Below are 19,302 nucleotides of genomic sequence, written 5' to 3'. Positions count from 1 at the left end.
TTTCAACTGCTGGCAATACCGCTATCTATGCCCAAGCATTAATCCCAAAAGTGATAACACTTAACAGAAGCAAGATGCCAAATACGCGGTAAATCAAACCTAAAGTACTGGTGCCTTGCGAGCTCGCATCCGAATGTAATGACATGATTTTAACTTTTGCGGCATCTTGGGTTTTGTGTTTCATTCGGCATCCTTAAAATATTTCGCCAATGGCATTATCAAACTTGAAGGAATTAATAATGCGGCTTTTGCGGCACTTGATGCATGATAAAAGGGTGTCAACTGAGATATTAACGCGTTGAAGCATTTGAGTGCGGCCAAGGCATCGGCGGCAGCATAATGAATTTGCGCACTGGATAAAGGCACGTACTGCCAATTCGATAAGGTGACTTTTTTAGGTTTGTCGATACGAGCACCCAAAAGCGCCGCAACTAATTGGCGCGTCCCCATTTCCTTCTCCGCTCCAAGTTGAGCCAGTGCCCAATTTAAATCTAATGTTGAGGCGACATTAATGCCCCATTGCCGCCTGAGAGCGTGTGCATCACTGCGTAAACCAACCCCGACTTTGAGTATGGTTTCATCTTCTAATAAGGCTTTTAACTGGGTGAATTGCTCACCCAAAATGGCATGCTGAAATAAATAACAGGTATCCACTGTCGCGATTTGGATAAGACTCAAGGGGTGTTGCACGCCGCGCTCAAAGCTTGCACGGGTTTCAGTATCAAAACCTAAGACTTGCTCAACCTGTAATCGCGCGACAACCGCATCGAACTCCGACGGCTCAACTACCTCGATGCGGACATGTTGAAATTCAAAAGCTGCTAACGCTGCAAGTTCAATATCATCAATACGTGTAGTCAAAGCGATACGTTGCTGCAGCCACAAATATGCCCACTGACGCTGCGCTTGAAGTTGAGTTTTAGCTTTAATTGCATTTTCAGCCTCGGCCGATACCTGCTCACTTTTCTGCAGCTCGGTCAAGGCATTGAGGTTATCAAGATAAGCCGTGCCAGCAGCATCCATTGCCGCCATTAACCCATCGGCATCTTTGCCAAACTCTTTACGTAACCAAGCCAACTTACTCGGGGAGACACAGTACTTCATTAACTTCATCGTGCTCATCCTTGATGGTTGATGCGCGCAGCTAGTTAACTACGCAATTTCTGTATTCCTGTCATCGCAATAAGTGCAACAGCGCCAGCAACGACACCAAATAAGCCATTAAGAATACTTGGCGTCAGCACAGCAAACACAGGCCCAACAACACCAATGGCAGCAACCGCTTGTTCAGCATGGTGGATTTGCTCGCCGACTAGGTGTAGGCCATGAGTTAAAATCCCACCGCCCACCATAAACATGGCTGCCGTGCCAATAATCGTTAAACTTTTCATTAATACGGGAGCTGCACTCAATAAACCAAAACCTAATTTACGGTTCATTTGAGTTAATACAGAGGCGCCTTCACGTTGGCTCAAGTACAAACCCGCATCATCCATTTTCACAATTGCCGCCACTAAGCCATACACGCCTATGGTCATGACTATCCCTATGACAGCTAACGTAAAAAACTGTGTCGATAGGGATTTGTCCGCCACGATACCAAGGGTAATGGCAATAATTTCCGCCGATAACACAAAGTCGGTACGAATCGCCCCTTTGACTTTTTCGGCCTCGTAGGCGGCGAAATCTTTAATCTCAGGTAACTCATTCTCTACTTGGGTTTCGTGTTGTTGCTGGCCTTTTCTATGGCTATAGCTGTGATGCAGTTTTTCAAACCCTTCGTAGCATAAAAACAGTCCACCAAACATTAATAAAGGGGTGACAGCCCAGGGAATAAAAGCGCTGATAAGCATTGCTGCTGGCACTAAAATCAACTTATTACGGAATGATCCCTTGGCCACCGCCCACACGACGGGTAATTCACGATCGGCGCTTACGCCCGTCACTTGCTGGGCATTGAGGGCTAAATCATCCCCCAGTACACCCGCGGTTTTCTTTGCCGCTACTTTACTCATTACCGCTACGTCATCCAAAATCGATGCGATATCGTCGAGTAAGGTTAATAAACTCGCGCCTGCCATGCTAAATCCCTCTACAAATCATCTATAAACCATTCTGCTTTTGCCATAGTAGCTTAGTTAGATTAGTTGCGTATAGCGAAATGCTTTCCAACTTAACTGCTTAAGTTACTTACGTTATTGGGACTGGTTGCTAATGTAAAAATGCCAGCAATCTAGATCACACCCACGGTGGAATTGCGCCACATTATTTATCGGAAAAGAGTATACTAAGCGCAGAATTTTTTACTCATTTGCCGTTACAGGATGTCAACATGACTCAAGATGAAATGAAAAAAGCTGCCGGTTGGGCCGCACTCAAGTACGTTGAAAGAGACAGTATTGTTGGTGTTGGTACTGGTTCGACTGTGAATCACTTTATTGATGCACTGGCGACCATGAAAGCTGATATCGAAGGCGCCGTCTCTAGCTCTGAGGCATCAACTCAGAAAATGAAGGCGCTGGGTATTCCCGTTTATGACTTAAACAGCGTCGATCGTTTATCTGTCTATGTGGACGGTGCCGATGAAATCAACGGCCATATGGATATGATCAAAGGCGGCGGCGCGGCGTTAACTCGCGAGAAAATTGTTGCGGCTGTGGCTGAAAAGTTTATTTGTATCGTGGATAACACTAAGCAAGTCGACATCCTAGGTGAATTCCCACTGCCAGTTGAAGTCATTCCTATGGCGCGCTCTTATGTGGCACGTCAGTTAGTTAAGCTAGGCGGCGATCCTGTGTACCGTGAAGGCGTTGTGACAGATAACGGCAACGTGATCCTCGATGTGTACAATCTTAAGATCCTTAATCCAAAAGAATTGGAAAGTCAGATCAATGAGATAGTCGGTGTCGTCACTAACGGTCTGTTCGCTAAACGCGGCGCAGATGTGTTGTTAGTCGGCACCCCTGATGGCGTAAAAACCTTTACCGCCAAATAAGTTAAGCGTTAAAGCTTCCATCGCAGTCACAAGGCTGCTGATTGTAAAAATACGCTGTAAAAATGCCAGCCACTTTTTCAAAGGGCTGGCATTTTTTATGGTTCTTTTTATAGCTCTTTTTTATAGTTCAATGTTATCTGACTCAGCTGCCCATCGCAGACAGCTTATATCAAACGCTGGCTTACCAAGCTCTGGCAACTAGACCTTTTAAGTAGAATCCTTCTGGGAAGGCGCTACCGATAGGGTGATCGCTCGCTTGGCTTAAGCGTTCGATAAACTGGATTTCACGTTTCGCATCGAGCGCGGCATCGGCCACGATTTTTTGGAACAGATCCGCAGGCATTAATCCTGAGCAAGAGAAGGTCAATAACACGCCGCCCGGATTCAACAACTGCAATGCAATCATATTGATGTCTTTATAACCACGGCAAGCCCCGTTTAACTGTGCCTTGTTATCGGCAAACTTAGGCGGGTCGAGCACAATCACATCAAAGGTTTTGCCTTCATCACGGTACTGGCGCAACAACTTGAACACATCGGCTTCGTTGTAATGCACATTGTCATCACTCAAACCGTTCACTTGCATATTGAGGCGCGCTGTCGCCAAGGCGAGAGAAGACACATCGACGTTTTCAATACTGGCAGCGCCTGCTTTCGCAGCGTACAGACCAAAAGTCCCAGTGTAGCAAAAACAGTTCAATACCGATTTATCTTTGACAAAACGGGCGGCAATGGCGCGGTTATCACGTTGATCGAGATAGAAACCTGTCTTATGGCCTTTAATCACATCGACGGCGATCTTGATGCCGTTTTCTTCGATAATCACTGGCATTTCTGGCAGAGTGCCGTGCAGTAAACCCGTAACCAGCAACAGGCCTTCTTTCTTACGGGAATCCACATCAGAACGCTCATAAATAGCGCAATCAGGATATTGCTCAGCCAATAGCTCAACTAAGGTATCGCGCCATAAATCAGCACCTGTGCTCAGTAACTGGCACACCAGCACATTGGCATATCTGTCGATGGTAATCCCAGGTAAACCATCGGACTCAGCAGCCACTAAACGGTAACCCGTTAAGCCTTGCTCGCGGATTAAATCGTTACGGCCGATTTGCGCCCGATGTAAACGTCTGGCAAAAAACGCGCGATCAATTTCTTCTTCGCGATCGAAAGTCCAAATCCGCACTTGAATTTGCGACTCAGGCGACCAAGCACCACGACCTAACCAATGACCATCATGCGCGACCACATCGACTGTCTCACCCGCTTCAGGTTTTCCCTTAATGTTATGAATAGCATTGGAAAATACCCAAGGATGGCGACGCTCGAGTGACTTCTCGCGGCCGGGTTTAAGTTTGATTCTGATAGCCATAGTTGCCTTAAAAATAGTGCCGCCACTAAAAAGGGCTGCTGTCTAAAAATGGGAAACGGATGATATACCCAATGCCACCTAAGTGCGAGTACCGAACACGCCGAAGCGCTTATTTACCATCATCCACGGGTGGCCGATCATACCTTATTTTAACGGTTAATTCTGAATGATATTCATGCGAAATGATGTAGGGATGGTTAATGAAACAACGCTAACAAAACCGTAAAGACAACTGACATGATTTGAAATAAGACGAATTAATCAGTAAACACGAGAACTTAGCTACGTAGCGCTAACTCAACAATGACGGGCGCATGGTCAGTACTGTAGGCGTCGCGTTCATATTCAGGTCTGACTAAGTGTCTATCGCAGGTCTGATAATCTACGACTTGCGCTAAACTGCGGCCATGGCTCGCATCAAACTCACTCGAAAGCAAAATATAATCCAGCACTGAACCTTTAGGGCCATAGTAATGGGTCGCCGCTCTGTGTTCCCTATGGTAAGCGGTATTGCCAGTCAAACTGTCCCTCAAGTTCGCTTCAATAAATAACTCATAGGCATCCTTAAGTTGATACTGAGCAAACACCGCCGCTAACGCCGCATCAGATAAATGCCCAAGGCCAGCGGCTTTAATGTCATTACTGTGAATGCTCTCACCCTGTATCGTTAACGCATCTAAGGCGCCCATTGTCAGACTGTCATTAAAGTCCCCCATCACGATAACGGGATGTTTAGACTCTTGCCTGCGTACCAATATGCCATTGAATAATAACGCAGCTTCCGCGCCGCGCTGCATGGTGGATGCCCAGCGGCCTAAGGCTTGCTCTGTGAGTAGTTGGGTTTCTGAATGCAGTTTCATGCTCGCTGCGGGAGCCAAGTTATCTAACCCAAGTGGCTGATGTTCGAGAGGTTGATGTTCAAGGGACTGATGTTCAAATAGCTTAGGCTCGAGCGCTAATCCGGCACGTTTTGACTTAAAGTGCACCACATAATAGTCACACTTGCCGATGTGTGGCACTTCAACGGTTGCGCGCAGCACCTTACGGCTAAAGGCAAATTCACTCGATAATCCCATGGCAGCCACTAAACGCGCATCAGGTTCGACACTGCTAATTTCCACTATGGGATAACGGGAGGCAAGCGCGACCACAGGGCTACGATAAATGTAATCACTGATAAGAGTTGGCTCATCAACGACCGCAAAATACCCTAGACCTTGCTCGCTGGCGATTCGTTTGAGCGGTTCAGGGCTAAACACTTCTTGAAATCCCACAATATCGAGCTGGCGATGTACGAGAAACTCACTCAACCACTGACACTTTTTCTGCCATTGCCCATGGCTATAGATATTTTCAAAATCATAGTAAGCCAAAGGCGGCTCAATAAAGTTAAACAGATTGATACTGGCGATCTTGATATTCGCGGTGCACTTATGATCGATAGGTGCAGCCATTGATTCCAACTCATCGATATTGTGTGCCACAGCTTAATCCCCCCAAATCTGAATACAGCAAACTCTCTTAATCTGACTTAATCTGACTTAATCTGACTTAATCTGAGTGAGCACAATGACTCACCGCAGGCACGACAAGGGTATACCCGAAGTGCACTAATACCAAATCCCCATTATGGATAAAGTGTTAACTCATCTCTGGCGACTCAAACACAGCTTACTGAGATAAGTCATACCGTTAAAAACCACAATTCAATATCACAGTTAAATCCGACAACAAAAATCAACCGCTACCAGCCAAAAAACAAACAATTACACAACAATGATTAGTGCACAAAACCATCAGCACTCCCAACAAAATCACGCAAGCCCAAGAATGATCATAAAATTAACTTTTCCTCAAAGTGTAAATTCAAACAAAAAACATATGTAACAACATGTGCGGTTGACTTTACATTTCAGTCCCTTAGAATGTGGCGACTTTAATCATTGCGGAGACCCACTGTGGGCACACACATAAGCGACAGTAGATGCCCTGTCCAAAAGACAGGATTTAACGCCTAGCACTAGCCCGCAATATTTGCTGCTACCTGCTAAGCAGGGTAGTAGTGTGAACCATTCTTCACTCAGCCTCCCCAAAAATATCAATCACAGACAATAAGCCTGAGCCTATGGCTGCGCTTTAGCAATTCCAGCATTTTGCTGGGATTCAGTTATGTGTATTTATTGCATCTCAAAGCAAGTTTTTTGCCTCAGTGGACTTCGTTTTCCCTATGGATTTACACCTATGGGTTTACATCTGAGGAGCCTAAATATGGCTTACATAAACAACACATCAATTTTGCGATCTTTATCCTGTGCAAGTATCAGCTTGTACTACAGCATGAGTGCGGCGGCATCCCATCTCGAAGTAGATGATCCGGCCCTCGCGGAGCGCTGTGAATTAGAAATGGGCTGGCAACAACCTAGGTCGGATCATGCTCGCCCACAATTAAACGCGGCCACGACTTGCAGCCGCAATCAATGGGAATGGCATTTAGGATTAGCGTCCAATGCCAATGACGATATTCGTGAGGAGCAAGCAGAGGTCGGCATTAAGCTACCACTCAACGTAAACTCCCACTCAGATCCAGAGCAGCAACAGGATGATTGGCACAGCGCACTGGTGATTAACTTGCAGAAAAACCTCGATGCCAGTAACGAATTAGCCACCGAAGTCTTCGGCATTTTTGGCAAAACCTTAGGCGATTCTGATGTCAGTCTCTATGCCAATGTAGGTTTTACCCATGAGTTTAATCAATCAACCCAATTGCTTGTGGGTATCGCGGCGGCGTATGAACTCAGTAGTCACCATCGCGTGATAGCTGAGATTTATCAAAAAGAATTGAGCGAGACTACCTATCAGTTCGCTTATCAACACACACCGCAACAACAGCTACAGCTGGAATTGAGCTTAGGCAATGCCCTTCGTGGCAACGCGCTGCAACTTGGCGCAGACATCACCTTTTACTTTGGTCACTAGATCGTTGAGAGAATGAACTATGAACATGAATAACAGCACAAACAACACTAAAAAAATCATCCATAACCTGCAAATGATTATCGAGCAACGCAGTGCCAGCGCCATGGCTGAATTAGCCGAAAAACGCCACCCTGCCGATATTGCAGCCGTATTTAACGTCTTTAATCAAGCTCAACAAGTCCTATTATTGCAACTGGCCTCACCTAAGGTTTGCGCCAATTTGTTTCGCTATCTGACCGATGAATTGCAGGCGAGCTTAGTACAGCAATTAGATAAAACTACGCTATCTGCGCTGCTGGTTCACATGGCAGCAGATGAACGTGCCGACCTCTATAATCTGCTCGATGAAGCCCAGCAAGCGGCAATTTTACCTGCGCTAGCATTGGCCAAACGGGAAGATATGCGCACCCTCGCCGCCTATGATAAAGCTAAAGTCGGCGCGGTCATGACTTCGGATTACACCTTGCTCAATAGCCGCCATACTGCGGCAGAAGCCATCGATACTCTGCGTACTGAAGCGGCTGATAAAGAAACGATTTATCAAACCTATGTGGTGGATATGTTAGGCCGCTTAATAGGAACTGTATCTTTAAGGCAGTTATTGCTGGCGCAACCGCACGAGCGAGTGGTCGACTTTATGAAACCCGACCCCGTCGCGCTCGATGCCAATGCCTTTCGCGAAGAAGCGGTGCAGATGATCGCCCATTACGACTTAATGGCGCTGCCAGTAGTCAATGGCAAAGGCCAGCTCGTCGGTATCGTCACCTATGATGATGCTATGGATATCGCCAGCTCACAGGCGGATCTTGAGTTCACAAAAACTGCGGCCATCGGCAATATTGACCATAACCTTAAGACCGCCAGCATAGGCTTACTCTACCGCAAGCGCGTGGTTTGGCTGGTGATTTTGGTCTTTGGTAATATCTTCTCAGGGGCCGGTATCGCCTTCTTCGAAGACACGATTGCCAGTTATGTCTCTTTAGTCTTCTTCCTGCCGCTACTGATCGATAGCGGCGGTAATGCGGGATCACAATCGGCGACCTTAATGGTACGTGGCTTAGCCACAGGGGAAGTGGTTCTCAAGGATTGGTTATCTATGCTAGGGCGCGAGTTATTTGTCGCCGGATTATTAGGAGCCAGCATGGCAGCGGCAGTGTCCTTGCTAGGATTTTGGCGCGGCGGACCTGAAATCGCGCTGGTTGTGGCACTCACAATGCAAATTGTGGTGATTATTGGCAGCTTGATTGGTATGTCTCTGCCTTTCTTACTGAGCAAGTTAAAGATGGACCCTGCGGCCGCTAGTGCGCCACTCATCACCTCCATCGCCGATATCATAGGTGTACTCGTGTATTTCAGCATAGCCACAGTGGTGCTCGACTTACCTATGCCATAGGCCTAAGACCTAAGACCTCAAAGTGAACCAAGCTAAGTTAACCTTAGCGTGGTTCACTTATCATTCGATAGTACTAACCCATTTATGACAAAGCATAAAAGCTTCAATAACCTTAAAAAAATTAAGAATAAAGCTTAAAGATCAGTTAATATTTCCATACCTGAATCGTTTTACTTTTTATTAACATTGCAGTATTTACCGCTGAGCCCAGTCACAGTAAGTCGATAAGCAATAGTGATAGTCCTAGCGACTTGAGAGGTTTTATATGTGGTTTAATTCCCAGCTCAAAGCTGAAAACCAGGCGCTAAAAGAGCGACTCATCCAACTAGAACGCCAACACCAAAATGAAATAGATGAACTGCGTGGCATGATCCGTGAAAATGAGACTATGCAGCAACAGTCGCGCCAAAATGCAGACCACTACACTGAAGTGATCGCCTGCCAAAACCTAGGCGGAGATATGCTTAATGCCGTGCGCGAAGGCTTAGCCAGCAGTGCCGAATTACTCTCTGCGGAAAAAGAATCACTGTCTGAACTCAATCACGTTTTTGATCAAACCCGTGTGGCCATTGCCAATTTAGGCACTAGAGCAACTTATATTAATGATCAAGCATCGAACAGCATGAAAGCTGTCACAGAACTCGATGCTACGACCTCTTCAATCAATCAATTTGTCGCGGCTATTCAAGGAATTTCAGAACAAACAAACTTGCTGGCATTGAACGCCGCCATTGAAGCCGCCCGTGCAGGCGAAGCGGGACGGGGGTTTGCCGTGGTGGCCGATGAAGTGCGCCAGCTTGCAAGCAAAGCCCATGAAGCCAGTAGCCATATTGAAAAACTCGTGAAACAAATCGTCGCGCAAGCGGCTGAGATTAAAGAAATTGTTCATAATAATCAAAGTAGTGCCGTTGATGTAGCCACCTCCTCAACCCAAATTGGTCAAGTCGTTGAAGATGTCCTGCAACGCTCAAAACAAATGCAGCACGTTATCCATAACGCAGCCACAGCGTCATTCTTGAATACCACTAAGCTCGACCACGCAGTCTGGAAAAGTAGCGTTTATCAATTAATTGAAAAACCACAGCATAACCACAATGTGAACTCACACACTGAGTGCCGCCTAGGGCAATGGTATTTCAAAGGATTTGGTGCCGAGAATTATCAGCATTTAAGTAATTTCAAAGCATTAGATGCACCACATAAAGCGGTACACGAGGCAGGAAAAGCGGCGCTCAATGCGAGACAAAAAGGTAATTTGCCTGAGATGGTCAAACAACTGCACTCAATGGAAGACGCCAGTATGCGTGTTGTACATTGCATTGATAACCTTATGCGAGATGTATATCGAGCGTGATATATAGGCACAGAAAGATAAGCTATCACCCATAAATAAGCCTACCTAAGAGCGCCATACTCGCGCTCTTTTTTTATCGTTCAAAACGGTATAGTAAATTTAATCTTAGAAAATGAACCCCTAGCTATACTTGATTTAAGCACAGCCTTCATCTTTAATCGTTTCAAGAGCAAGCAGTGAGACTCAATTATAACATTCTAATTTTTAGGGTTATTAATGAAATTAGTCACAAGTTTATTGTTATCACTCACCCTTAGCAGCGCAGTTTCTCTTCGCGCGCAGCCGCTCAACATCTATACCGAAGAATGGTCACCAATCAGCTTTTCTGTCGATGGCAAACCCGATGGTCTAGCTGTACAGATAGTACAAGAAATTCAAAAGCGCATAAACAACCCAGATCCAATCAAGGTCGTACCTTGGGCTCGCGGCTGGAAAATGCTGACCGAGCAACCTAATACTGTGTTGTTTACTATGACGCGCACAGCAGAAAGGGAGCAAATGTTTACTATGATTGGGCCTGTTGCTGTCGGCACGACTAATTTTTATGCCTTAAAAAATAGCGGTATAAAAATAACCACTATAGATGATGCAAAGACAGCTAAGGCAATTGGTGTCTATCGTGCCTCGGTGGAAGAACGCCTATTGCTCGAACTGGGATTTACGAATGTTGCGGCCTCATCCGAGCCCTTATTGAGTGCCAAACAATTGATGAAGCAACGTGTCGATCTTTGGTGTAATGCCAATCTCACCGCGCCGAGTATTCTGTCGGATGCAGGCGCGAGCATTGATGATGTAGAGTCGCTCTTCACGATTAGTGCTAATCATCTTTACATTGCCTTCTCACAAGGCACGCCCAATGATGTGATCGAACAGTGGAAAAACAGCCTAGAAGCGATAAAAGCAGATGGCACCTTCGCAACGATTTACCGTACTTGGCTCCCCAACGATGCGCCGCCCATGCAAACCGAACGTATCGGGTTTAGCAACTAAACCCATTGATCTAAATTCTAAGTGCTGAATGCTGAGAGCTAAACTCTATTGCTCTTTTAAAAGCGCTTAAAAAGGACACTCACAAACCCAGTCGATACGCTCACCCGTGATAGGATGATTAAACGCTAAGCGGGTCGCATGCAGCATTAATCTGCTGCTCGTCGTATTAGTGATATCAGCTTCATCTGCATCAGCCTTATCAGTCACGCACTCACCCACGCCGCCGTAGAGATCGCACCCCAGTATTGAGTGACCCAATTGCTGACTGTGGATCCGCAGCTGATGAGTGCGACCAGAAACTGGGATAAACTCGACCCGCGTGGCGAAAGGTTCGGTTAATCGTTCCAGCACCTGATATTCACTGATCGCAACTTTGCCTGTGCTATGGCAAATCTTTTGTAGCGGGAAATGGTCACTATCTTTAGCAATCGGCAGATTAATCACACCGCTGTCAGCGGCGACATGCCCGTGCAGCAAGGCGGTATAACGCTTTTCAACCGTGCGCGCCTGAAACTGCTTTGTCAGCAAACCATTCACACTTTTATTCAGCGCCACCAGCATGATACCGGAAGTGCCAAAATCGAGCCTGTGCAGCAAAGTGGCCGTCGGGAAATCCTGCACTAAACGATAATGCACTGAGTCGAGGTTCAGCGGATTCTTCCCCGACAGACTCAATAATCCGCTCGGCTTATCAATCAGTAGAATATCGCTATCTTGATAGAGCACGCGTATTTGCCCGAGGCAAGGCGGCGCAATAAAAGTATCGACTTTGGCAAGGCTATCGGCTGGCACAGGCATAGTTTTCTCAGGCAACATAAGTAGGTGAAAAGTAGATCAATGGGCGATCACAACAAACTAAACCATTCAGTAAAACAGACTCATAAACTTAGCAAAACAGATATAGCCTAAATAATAAGGCCGCATAACCTAAGTTATGCGGCCCTCTAATTCACGGCATTAACGCTGTGGCTTATTTAGCCAATACGCGCAGATGCAGTTCTTGTACTGACGTCACGTTAGTACGGTCATCCGCAGCATGGGCCATACAAGTAGCGAATGCAGCATTCATGGTCGTCGTGTAGTTAACTTTGTAACGCAGAGCACCGCGGCGCAATTGACGAGAATCTTCAATCGCTTGGCGACCTTCGGTAGTGTTCACGATATAAGTGTATTCACCATTCTTGATGCGATCGAGAATGTGTGGACGCCCTTCGTGTACCTTGTTCACTAAACGTGGGTTGATACCCGCTTCGCCAAGGATAATCGCAGTACCGTGAGTGGCATCGATTTGGTAACCGAGCTCGATTAACTTAGCCGCTAAATCGGCAACGCGTTTCTTATCGCTGTTACGCACAGATAATAACGCACGACCCGACTTAGGCACTTCAGAAGTGGCTCCTAACTGCGCCTTAGCATAGGCTTCGGCGAACGTATCGCCCACGCCCATGACTTCACCGGTAGAGCGCATTTCTGGGCCTAACAGTGGGTCAACACCCGGGAACTTGTTAAATGGCAATACCACTTCTTTCACTGAGTAGAAAGGTGGGATCACTTCTTTAGTGAAGTTTTGCGACGTTAAGCTTTGACCCGCCATCACACGCGCGGCAATCTTAGCTAAAGGCACACCGGTCGCTTTGGACACAAATGGCACAGTACGGGCAGCACGTGGGTTAACTTCAATCATATAGATTTCGTTATCTTTCACGGCAAACTGTACGTTCATCAGGCCAACAACACCGAGTTCCATCGCCAACTTGCCGACTTGAACGCGCATGCGATCTTGGATTTCTTGGCTTAGCGTGTATGGCGGCAGCGAACAACCTGAGTCACCTGAGTGAACACCCGCTTGTTCGATATGCTCCATAATCGCGCCAATTACCACGATTTCACCGTCACATACTGCATCAATATCCACTTCAATCGCATCATCTAAGAAGCGATCGAGCAGTACTGGCGACGCGTTAGATACGCTCACGGCTTCGTTGAAGTAACGTAGCAAATCTTGCTTATCATAGACGATTTCCATCGCGCGGCCGCCCAGTACATAGGATGGACGCACAACTAGCGGATAACCGATACGCTCAGCGGCAATCACAGCACCTTCAACCGTAGTCACGGTATCATTTTCAGGCTGCTTCATCTCTAAGCGTTGAATAGCTTGCTGGAAACGCTCACGGTCTTCGGCGCGGTCGATGGCATCTGGGCTAGTACCAATTACAGGTACGCCAGCGGCTTCTAAGGCACGGGCCAATTTCAATGGCGTTTGACCACCGTACTGCACGATAACGCCCTTTGGCTTCTCGATACGGACGATTTCTAATACGTCTTCCAGTGTGACGGGTTCGAAGTACAGACGGTCTGAAGTGTCGTAGTCGGTTGAAACGGTTTCAGGGTTACAGTTCACCATGATGGTTTCATAACCGTCTTCACGTAGCGCTAACGCCGCGTGCACACAGCAATAATCGAACTCAATACCTTGACCGATACGGTTTGGCCCGCCACCTAACACCATGATTTTGTCACGGGTCGATGGGTTAGCTTCACATTCTTCTTCATACGTTGAGTACATGTAAGCCGTGTCTGTTGCAAACTCAGCCGCACAGGTATCCACACGCTTATAGACTGGGTGCAGGTCGAACTTATCACGCAGCTTACGCACTTCGGCTTCGTTCACGCCTAATACATCGGCCAAACGCGCATCGGCAAAACCTTTACGTTTCAGCTTACGCAGTAAGTCGATATCCAGACCCGCCAGACCCGCTTCAGCGACAACACCTTCGAGCTGAACCAGCTCTTCGATTTGCACGAGGAACCAAGGGTCGATATTGGTCAGTTTAAAGATTTCATCTAAGCTCAGCCCCGCACGCATCGCATCGGCTATGTACCAAATACGGTCGCAACCAGGCTCTTTCAGCTCGTGGCGAATACGCGACATCGCCTCAGGTTTAGACATATCTGTGACAGGATCTAGACCGTTACGGCTAACCTCTAAACCACGTAAGGCTTTTTGTAGTGACTCTTGGAAAGTACGGCCAATCGCCATCACTTCACCCACAGACTTCATCTGGGTTGTTAAGCGATCATTCGCACCGGCAAACTTTTCAAAGTTAAAGCGTGGCACTTTAGTCACAACGTAATCGATAGCAGGCTCGAATGACGCTGGCGTGCGACCGCCAGTGATGTCGTTCATCAGCTCATCAAGAGTGAAACCAACTGCTAACTTAGCAGCGATTTTCGCAATCGGGAAACCCGTTGCTTTTGATGCTAATGCTGAAGAGCGCGATACACGTGGGTTCATCTCGATGATAACCATACGGCCATCTTTCGGGTTGATACCAAACTGTACGTTCGAACCGCCGGTCTCAACACCAATCTCACGCAGTACGGCCATAGAGGCGTTACGCATGATTTGGTATTCTTTATCAGTCAGGGTTTGCGCGGGTGCAACTGTAATAGAGTCGCCCGTGTGCACGCCCATAGGATCGAAGTTTTCGATGGCGCAGACGATAATGCAGTTATCGTTGCGATCGCGGACCACTTCCATCTCGTATTCTTTCCAACCGATCAGTGATTCGTCGATCAGCAGTTCACTCGTTGGCGATAACTCTAAGCCCTGTGAACAGATCTCTTCGAACTCTTCCCTGTTGTAAGCGATACCGCCACCCGAGCCACCCATAGTAAAGGATGGGCGGATAATACAAGGGAAACCCACTTGATCAAGTACGCCATAAGCTTCGTCCATATTGTGGGCAATGCCCGCGCGTGGACAATCAAGACCAATACTTTTCATCGCTTTATCAAAGCGGCTACGGTCTTCAGCTTTATCGATAGCATCGGCAGTCGCGCCAATCATCTCGACGTTAAATTCTTTCAGTACACCTTTGGCTTCAAGTTCTAATGCGCAGTTCAGTGCGGTTTGGCCGCCCATGGTTGGCAGAATCGCATCTGGGCGTTCTTTAGCAATAATGTTACGGACCACTTCCCAGTGAATCGGCTCGATATAAGTGGCATCGGCCATTTCTGGATCAGTCATAATGGTGGCAGGGTTAGAGTTCACCAGAATGACACGGTAGCCTTCTTCACGCAGCGCTTTACACGCTTGTGCGCCAGAATAGTCAAATTCACATGCCTGACCAATCACGATTGGGCCGGCGCCTAGGATAAGAATACTCTTTATATCTGTACGTTTTGGCATTGCTTCTCTCTTCTCCTAGCTAGCGTACTACTTGGCGTTCTGACGGTATATGTCGATTAGCTCGATAAAGTGATCGAACAGCGGGGCGGCATCGTTCGGGCCAGGGCTCGCTTCAGGGTGACCTTGGAAGCTGAACGCGGGCTTGTCCGTGAGATGGATACCTTGGAGTGAACCATCAAACAGCGACTTATGCGTCACCTTAATGTTGGCGGGTAAGGTCGTTTCATCGGCAGCAAAACCGTGGTTTTGGCTGGTGATCATCACGTTACCTTTCTCGATATTGCTCACTGGGTGGTTTGCACCGTGGTGACCAAACTTCATCTTCAAGGTTTTTGCACCTGAGGCCAGCGCGAGTAGCTGATGACCTAAACAGATACCGAAAATCGGCGTGTCGGTTTTCAGAATTTGTTGAATCGCTTCAATCGCGTAATCGCATGGCTCTGGATCGCCAGGGCCGTTCGAAAGGAATACACCATCGGGATTCATCGCTAACACTTCGGCAGCTGAAGTTTTAGCAGGCACTACGGTGACGTCACAACCGCGGTCCACTAACATGCGCAGAATGTTTTGCTTAACGCCGTAGTCGTAGGCTACTACTTTGTATTTAAGCTCATTTGCTGGCGTATCTTCTGGTAAGCCGCCCACTAAACGCCAGCTACCTTTACGCCATGGATAGGCAGTTTTGGTCGTGACTTCTTTAGCCAGATCCATGCCTTTTAAACCGGGGAAAGCTTTGGCAGCGGCGAGCGCTTTTGCTTCGTCTAAGTCTGCACCTGCCATAATACAACCGGCTTGAGCACCTTTTTCACGGAGAATACGAGTTAACTTGCGAGTATCAATATCAGCTATGCCAACGACATTGTTCGCTTTGAGATAATCACTTAAGCTTTGTTGATTACGGAAACTACTTGCGATGAGCGGAAGATCACGAATGATAAGACCACAAGCGTGAACCCCATCGGATTCAATATCTTCATCATTGGTACCAGTGTTGCCTATGTGTGGGTAGGTTAATGTTACAATCTGGCGTGAGTAGGATGGATCAGTTAAAATTTCTTGGTATCCTGTCATGGAAGTGTTAAAAACAACTTCACCAACAGAGAGACCATCGGCACCAATTGCTGTGCCAGAGAATACAGTTCCATCTTCGAGTACGAGTAAGGCAGACTTTGTCAACGCGACCTCCATAAAGAGCCAAGCCACTGAAATATAATGTTTTTATGTTATGTTAAGATACCAATTTCCGCTAATTTACGAAATTTTGACAAATTCCAGCGAGTTTACAGTAAAAACGCGAAACCGTCCACCCACTGGTAACTGGGTGCAAAAAAAAACGCCATATCGGCGTTTTTAATATTAATGCAAACCTAAAACCTGCTGCATATCATACAAGCCCGGCTTTTGCTCCACGAGCCAGTGAGCGGCACGCATAGCACCATTAGCAAAGGTCATACGACTCGAAGCTTTATGGGTGATCTCTAAACGCTCACCGATATCGGCAAACATGGCCGTGTGTTCACCAACTAAATCACCGGCACGAATAGTCGCAAAACCGATAGTTTCACGGTCACGTTCACCCGTGATCCCTTCGCGGCCATATACGGCACATTTTTCAAGATCGCGACCTAAGGTCTTAGCAATCACTTCACCCATTTTCAGGGCTGTACCCGACGGCGCATCTTTTTTGTGTCTGTGGTGGCCTTCGATAATTTCGATATCCGTGTAATCACCCATGACTTCGGCAGCCAGTTCGAGTAATTTCCACATCAAATTGACACCCACAGACATATTCGGCGCCATCACGACCGGTGTTTGCTCGGCAAAGGCATTGATCTGTTCTTTTTGAGCATGATTGAAACCCGTTGTGCCAATCACCATGGCTTTCTTATGGCGAACACACCAATCTAAATGGACAATACTGGCGTCTGGCGCGGTGAAATCGATCAACACATCAAAATCATCGGTCGCATAATCGAGCGAATCCATGATCATGACGTTTAATTTACCCACACCAGCTAACTCACCCGCATCCACACCCACTAAACTTGAGCCTGCACGCTCAATGGCAGCACCCAGTAAAATATGGTCGTGATTGTAGGCCGCTTCAATAAGAGTGCGTCCCATACGACCACCGGCACCGACGATTGCCACTCTCACTTGTCCACTCATTTCAATCTCCTCAATCTTTCTTTGTATTCCATAAGAAAACGCCTAAGACAGGCTTAGGCGTTTTTCAATATTAGATGATATCTAATAATTCAACTTCGAATACCAAAGTTGAATAAGGAGGAATCGATGCCCCCGCGCCGCGCTCACCGTAAGCTAAGTGATGTGGCACAAATAATTTCAACTTAGTGCCTACTGGCATCAGTTGCAGTGCTTCAGTCCAGCCAGCGATAACGCCAGAAACTGGGAACTCAGCAGGTTGGCCACGAACTACAGAGCTGTCGAACACATCACCATTGATGAAAGAACCATGGTAGTGAGTACGAACAGTATCTTCGTAAGTTGGAGTAGCACCGTCACCTTGGACTAATACTTCGAACTGCAGACCAGAGTCAGTCACAGTCACGCCATCACGCTTAGCATTTTCAGCTAAGAAGGCATCGCCTTCAGCAGACGCAGCAGCAGCAGCTTGCTCTTGAGCAGCTTGAATACGACCGCTAATTTCAGTGAAAGCAACTTGCAGATCTTGCATAGACACAGCACTTTCTAAACCGGCAAACGCATCGGCTAAACCCGCTTGAACGGCTGGAATATCCACGCCATCAAAAGAATTGGCGGCCAGTTGCTCACCCATTTGACGGCCTACACCGTAGCTTGCTTGCTGTTCAACAGTACTGAATTTATCAGACATAATTAACGACTCTCAATTATCAGTGGAATTTTGCGCGCCAGTTTACCATAGTTCAGCGAGCTATGCTGATAAACTGACTGCTTATTTAACTAAGGAGGCTTTTTTACACACTTATTGCGTATTTATCCAAAAGCATAAATAGGTTAAGGACACATATCTCTCCACAAACGACAGCGAACACTCACCAAACGGGCACTTAGATCTTAAATAGACTTCAGCTTATTTCGGCGCCACACATTGATTCTTCACCTGCGCTTTAGCACTGGCATAAAGTGGCTGCATCTGTGCTTGCAATTGTTGTAGCTGAGCAATGCGATTACTGTTCGATGGATGGGTCGATAATAACTCCGGCCCTTGGCTACCGCCCACCTTCGACATATTTTGCCATAACTCAACACTCTGAGCCGGATTGAAACCCGCTCGAGCCATTAGCTCTACGCCCATAATATCGGCTTCGCTCTCTTGTGCGCGGCCAAAGGGCAGAATAACCCCTACCTGAGCACCGAGTCCCAATGCCGACATATATAAGTCGCGATTCGACACACCACTCGCCCCTAGCGCTGCATCGGCAATCTGCATTCCAACGCCCGTTAACTGTCCACGGGAAACCTGCTCGTTACCATGTTGCGCCAACACATGCGCGACTTCGTGACCGAGCACAGTAGCAAGCTGATCAGGTCCCTTAGCGACCTTAAGCAATCCGGTATAAACCCCAATATGCCCACCCGGCAGAGCAAAAGCGTTAACTTGTTCAGAGTCAAACAAAACCACATCCCAGCGCTGGGTTTGGTCCGGCAGCACTGCAGTAATACGATTAGCGACACAATTGACGTATTGCGTCAGCTTTTTATCACTACTCACTTTTTGCTGTTTTTTCATTTCCTCGAAGGAGGAATCGCCCATCTGCTGCATTTGCGCCGCTGAATACAACAAGGTCTGCCCTCGCCCCGTTGGCGATTGCGTGGTCGCACAGGCCGATAATCCGAGCGCGACCGCCATCCCCACTAAGCCTAAACGCATTGATTTCATGTGGCACTCCTTAAATCCCATGACGGGCGTGAAGATCTTTGAGCCAACAGGGACTCAACTAATGGAAAGATTTTACTGAGATAGACAAGATAAGCCAAATAGAGAAACACTGGCGGCGCGCGTTAGCGATACTTTGCACCT

The 19,302-nt window shown here is 47.2% G+C and carries 16 protein-coding genes; 5 read left to right on the top strand and 11 right to left on the bottom strand.

Annotated elements, in window-relative coordinates:
- Positions 1-25 precede the first annotated feature (25 nt).
- Genes L5M49_RS14375 through L5M49_RS14365 form a run of 3 tightly spaced genes read right to left on the bottom strand, consistent with a single transcriptional unit; the run spans position 26 to position 2,081 of the window.
- On the bottom strand, positions 26-184 hold the full coding sequence (locus tag L5M49_RS14375) for a hypothetical protein (protein ID WP_263221772.1): 159 nt from the start codon (positions 182-184) through the stop codon (positions 26-28).
- Positions 181-1,113: a 3'-5' exonuclease gene (locus L5M49_RS14370; protein ID WP_263221771.1), complete on the bottom strand. Its 933-nt coding sequence runs from the start codon at positions 1,111-1,113 to the stop codon at positions 181-183. Before L5M49_RS14370 ends, L5M49_RS14375 begins: the two co-directional genes overlap by 4 nt.
- A gap of 35 nt (positions 1,114-1,148) precedes the next feature.
- On the bottom strand, positions 1,149-2,081 hold the full coding sequence (locus tag L5M49_RS14365; protein WP_105251669.1) for a DUF808 domain-containing protein: 933 nt from the start codon (positions 2,079-2,081) through the stop codon (positions 1,149-1,151).
- Positions 2,082-2,332: 251 nt separating this feature from the next.
- On the opposite strand from L5M49_RS14365, the gene rpiA reads away from it, so the two are divergent.
- A complete protein-coding gene (gene rpiA, locus L5M49_RS14360) occupies positions 2,333-2,995 on the top strand; it encodes a ribose-5-phosphate isomerase RpiA (protein ID WP_263266320.1) in 663 nt (220 codons plus the stop codon).
- Between the two features lie 181 nt (positions 2,996-3,176).
- Here rpiA and L5M49_RS14355 read toward each other — a convergent pair whose 3' ends face one another.
- Both L5M49_RS14355 and L5M49_RS14350 read right to left on the bottom strand, forming a co-directional pair.
- Entirely contained in the window at positions 3,177-4,367 is a 1,191-nt protein-coding gene (locus L5M49_RS14355) for a class I SAM-dependent rRNA methyltransferase (RefSeq protein ID WP_263266319.1), read from the bottom strand.
- Between the two features lie 278 nt (positions 4,368-4,645).
- Complete coding sequence (locus L5M49_RS14350) at positions 4,646-5,851, bottom strand: endonuclease/exonuclease/phosphatase family protein (protein WP_263140024.1); 1,206 nt, start codon at positions 5,849-5,851, stop codon at positions 4,646-4,648.
- A gap of 784 nt (positions 5,852-6,635) precedes the next feature.
- Between L5M49_RS14350 and L5M49_RS14345 the strand changes: the two genes are divergently transcribed.
- From L5M49_RS14345 to L5M49_RS14330, 4 genes are all read left to right on the top strand, one after another.
- Positions 6,636-7,343, top strand: coding sequence for a hypothetical protein (locus tag L5M49_RS14345; RefSeq protein WP_263221770.1), 708 nt, complete (start codon positions 6,636-6,638; stop codon positions 7,341-7,343).
- A 19-nt stretch (positions 7,344-7,362) separates the two neighbouring features.
- A complete protein-coding gene (mgtE, locus tag L5M49_RS14340; RefSeq protein WP_263266318.1) occupies positions 7,363-8,736 on the top strand; it encodes a magnesium transporter in 1,374 nt (457 codons plus the stop codon).
- Positions 8,737-9,001: 265 nt separating this feature from the next.
- The gene (locus L5M49_RS14335; RefSeq protein WP_028761511.1) at positions 9,002-10,090 is read left to right on the top strand and encodes a methyl-accepting chemotaxis protein; all 1,089 of its coding nucleotides are present in this window, start codon (positions 9,002-9,004) and stop codon (positions 10,088-10,090) included.
- A 216-nt stretch (positions 10,091-10,306) separates the two neighbouring features.
- Entirely contained in the window at positions 10,307-11,080 is a 774-nt protein-coding gene (locus L5M49_RS14330) for a substrate-binding periplasmic protein (protein ID WP_263266317.1), read from the top strand.
- A 66-nt stretch (positions 11,081-11,146) separates the two neighbouring features.
- On the opposite strand, the gene L5M49_RS14325 is transcribed toward L5M49_RS14330, so the two are convergent.
- The 6 genes from L5M49_RS14325 to L5M49_RS14300 form a co-directional block, all read right to left on the bottom strand.
- On the bottom strand, positions 11,147-11,878 hold the full coding sequence (locus L5M49_RS14325; RefSeq protein ID WP_263238453.1) for an RluA family pseudouridine synthase: 732 nt from the start codon (positions 11,876-11,878) through the stop codon (positions 11,147-11,149).
- 172 nt (positions 11,879-12,050) lie between these two features.
- Positions 12,051-15,275 carry a carbamoyl-phosphate synthase large subunit gene (gene carB / locus L5M49_RS14320; RefSeq protein ID WP_131523202.1) on the bottom strand — a complete coding sequence of 1,075 codons (3,225 nt, stop codon included), beginning with the start codon at positions 15,273-15,275 and terminating at the stop codon, positions 12,051-12,053.
- 27 nt (positions 15,276-15,302) lie between these two features.
- A complete protein-coding gene (carA, locus tag L5M49_RS14315) occupies positions 15,303-16,463 on the bottom strand; it encodes a glutamine-hydrolyzing carbamoyl-phosphate synthase small subunit (RefSeq protein WP_113941188.1) in 1,161 nt (386 codons plus the stop codon).
- 168 nt (positions 16,464-16,631) lie between these two features.
- Complete coding sequence (dapB, locus tag L5M49_RS14310; RefSeq protein WP_105251661.1) at positions 16,632-17,444, bottom strand: 4-hydroxy-tetrahydrodipicolinate reductase; 813 nt, start codon at positions 17,442-17,444, stop codon at positions 16,632-16,634.
- Between the two features lie 70 nt (positions 17,445-17,514).
- Positions 17,515-18,132, bottom strand: coding sequence for an FKBP-type peptidyl-prolyl cis-trans isomerase (locus L5M49_RS14305; RefSeq protein WP_006083907.1), 618 nt, complete (start codon positions 18,130-18,132; stop codon positions 17,515-17,517).
- A 219-nt stretch (positions 18,133-18,351) separates the two neighbouring features.
- A complete protein-coding gene (locus L5M49_RS14300; protein WP_028759303.1) occupies positions 18,352-19,161 on the bottom strand; it encodes a M48 family metallopeptidase in 810 nt (269 codons plus the stop codon).
- Between the last annotated feature and the right edge of the window lie 141 nt (positions 19,162-19,302).

It is taken from the genome of Shewanella sp. SM74 (assembly GCF_025653725.1).
Lineage (GTDB): Bacteria > Pseudomonadota > Gammaproteobacteria > Enterobacterales > Shewanellaceae > Shewanella > Shewanella oncorhynchi.
The sequence above is the reverse complement of the archived record's forward strand: the minus strand, read 5'-3'. Positions and strand labels throughout refer to the sequence as shown.